Here is a 2,065-nt window from a genome sequence, read left to right as displayed (position 1 = left end):
GAGCATCTGACTACGGATCAGAAGGTTAGGGGTTCGAATCCCTTCGGGCGCACAAAGATCGGCCCCCGACCTGCGAAAGCGGATCGGGGGCCGATCGGCATTCTCGATGAGAAGGCCGGAATCCCGTACTTTGCCCGTACAAACGAGCCCTTACTTTCCCTCGGCGTACCGGTCGAGCGTGCTCCGGACATCCGGCCCCTGAGTCTGGCGCTGGAAGTAGTGCTGCTCGGTTGTGGACAGCTTCGAATGCGACAGCTGGGCCTGAGCCTCGGCCGGCCCGAGACCATCACGGACCACCGTCGCCACTGTCCGGCGGAGGCTATACGGCGTGACCCATGCCAACTCCGCGGGCAGCGCAGCACGCAGTGAGCGCCGAAGGTTCGCCAGGCTCATCCACCCGCCATCCCGGTTGGCGAATACCGGCCCCTCCGGATCGGTGGCATGACCGAACAGGCCGGCCAGTGCTTCTACGGCCAGTTTCGGGAGAAGGACGGTGTGATCCGGGGCACCGCCCTTGCGTTCCTCCTGACGATGCACCGCCTTGCCGACCACACGTCCGTGATCCAGCGCCGTGCCCGTGAGAGTTATCGTCGGCGGATCACCCAGTAGGTCCACATCACACCACCGCAGCCCCAGCACCTCATTCGGTCGGCACCCGGTCGAAGCCATCACGTCGATGAACTCCAACAGCAACCGCCCCGGTCGAGGCCCGCTCACACCCGGCCGATCGCGATACGCCAGTACTGCCGAACGCACCACCATGAACTCCTCCGCGGTCAGCGCACGAGCCGGGACCACCTGGCCCTTCCTGCGAGTCACTTCCCGCATCGGATTCACGGTGAGCACGTCGTACCGGACCGCCGTCGCGAACATGCCGGTCAGCACCACGCGAAGCATCCGAGCGCGCGACACGGGCAGCGTCGACAGATACCGTTCCGCCCGACTCGTAGGCAGCTCCCGCACCCGCAGCGCCCCGAGCTGAGCCGACCCGTACTTGTCCCACACGCTGCGGTAGTCGTCGAGAGACTGCGGCTTCAGCCGGTCCTTAGTCGCAATCCAGACCTCGAACAATTCCAACAGCGACGTCCGGTCAGTGATCACCGCGCCGAGAACCGGGGTAGTCCGGCTCTTGAGGTGCCGCAGCAACGACCGCCGGGCATCTTCATCACTCGAACCGGACCGCTCAGCCTCCCGGAGGCGCCCATCCTCGTCCCGGACATATGTTGATGCCACGAACCGGCCAGGTCCCAGCTTCTTGACCGTGACCTTCCCCCACTCACCGGGAGCCATGCGCTTTCTCGGCACTGATCACGCCGCCTGATCGAGGCGAGCAATGTAGTCCGCCACCGCTTCTTCGGTCACGAACCGCCGGCGACCGATCTTCACCGACCGCAGCTCACCGGATCCGATCAATTCGTAGTACTTGCTGTGCCCGACCGGGATCCGCTCCCGCACTTCCTTCTCCGTGAGCAAACGCGCCATCACCTCGTCCTTTCTCATGCTGCGTCCGGGATTGCTGAAATTCCGAGATCCCCCGGCGGTCCGGCATCCAGGAGCGCGCGGTTGTACTCGGCGCGCCACGCCAGGCGTTGGGCGATGGTGGCCATGATGATGTGATCCCGGGGTGGGACGTTCTTGTCGCCTGGTTTGACCAGGGAGAACCGCAGCCCGGTGTTGTCGGGGCGTTCGATGCCGTACTCGGCCAACAGGGCCCGGACGAACTCCAACCGATCCGCCCGGTGGTCCGGGAGGGTTTTGCCCGACCACTTCCGCGAGTTCGGGGTCCGCTTCCCGGGAGTCGCGAGCAGGTCCCGGCGGTGGGTTTTGCCCTTGCAGCGGCCAGGGACGGTTTTGTCGGTGGCGCCGCGGGGGACGATGCCGTAGCGCAACCAGACGGGGCAGTTCTTCGAGCACGGCACATGCTGCAACTCCGCGTGAAGGCGGTCGTAGTGGTCGGCCGCGGCCTGGGTTTCCGGGTCCAGGACCTCGTTCACCGATTTGGTGAGGTATTTGGTCATGTAGCCGATATGGCGGGTGGCTTCCTGGGTGCCGCCGAGGATGCCCT

The 2,065-nt window shown here is 65.3% G+C and carries 3 protein-coding genes; all 3 read right to left on the bottom strand.

Annotated elements, in window-relative coordinates; all coding sequences use genetic code 11:
- Positions 1–150 precede the first annotated feature (150 nt).
- The gene (locus tag ACWDU1_RS31915) at positions 151–1,305 is read right to left on the bottom strand and encodes a tyrosine-type recombinase/integrase (RefSeq protein WP_450004143.1); all 1,155 of its coding nucleotides are present in this window, start codon (positions 1,303–1,305) and stop codon (positions 151–153) included.
- 3 nt (positions 1,306–1,308) lie between these two features.
- Positions 1,309–1,500, bottom strand: coding sequence for a helix-turn-helix domain-containing protein (locus ACWDU1_RS31910; protein WP_450004142.1), 192 nt, complete (start codon positions 1,498–1,500; stop codon positions 1,309–1,311).
- Positions 1,497–2,065: replication initiator (locus tag ACWDU1_RS31905; RefSeq protein WP_450004141.1), on the bottom strand; the 569-nt coding region annotated here is incomplete at its 5' end. The genes ACWDU1_RS31905 and ACWDU1_RS31910, both read right to left, overlap by 4 nt.

Source organism: Nocardia sp. NPDC003345, from assembly GCF_053589395.1.
Note: the sequence above shows the minus strand (reverse complement) of the source record. Positions and strands in the feature narration are given on the sequence as shown.